Source organism: Virgibacillus sp. M23 (assembly GCF_034190895.1).
Classification (GTDB): domain Bacteria; phylum Bacillota; class Bacilli; order Bacillales; family Amphibacillaceae; genus Virgibacillus; species Virgibacillus salarius.
The window spans coordinates 1-432 of record NZ_JAWDHA010000286.1 but is presented as its reverse complement, the minus strand read 5'-3'; the positions used below and the strand labels follow the sequence as shown (position 1 = coordinate 432).

Genomic DNA, 432 nt, shown 5'->3' with positions numbered 1-432 from the left:
TAAATGATCCGCACTCATTGTAATTTAGGTTTTGCCTGCTTTATCAGTAACAATCCTACCATCATCATATTGAAATGTAAGAAAAAACGAAAACCCGAAAATAAAAATGTCAGCGCTCTCATTATGCTTGTTTGACTATCCTTTCTATGTGAATCGTTAAATACAACAGCTCGTCACTTGTGAGCTTGTGCTCATACTCCCGCTCAATGTAGGTTTGGATTTTCTTCGTGCAGTCATACGCCCGATGATACTTTTCTCTCACTGTCTCCAGCAAAAAATCATCCTGGCTTTCCATATGTGTACCGTTAAAAAGACGCTGCGCGAAAAACTTTAAGTGGGTGACGAACCGATAATAGTGAAGCGATTCTTCGTTGAATTCAATCTTAAAATGGTATTTTACAATACTCAAAATCTCTTGCATGACTTTTGTAA

General features: G+C 37.5%; 1 pseudogene. It reads right to left on the bottom strand.

Annotated elements, in window-relative coordinates:
- Positions 1 to 121: 121 nt before the first annotated feature.
- Positions 122 to 432: pseudogene (licT, locus tag RVS70_RS22590) on the bottom strand (transcriptional antiterminator LicT); the annotation flags it as partial.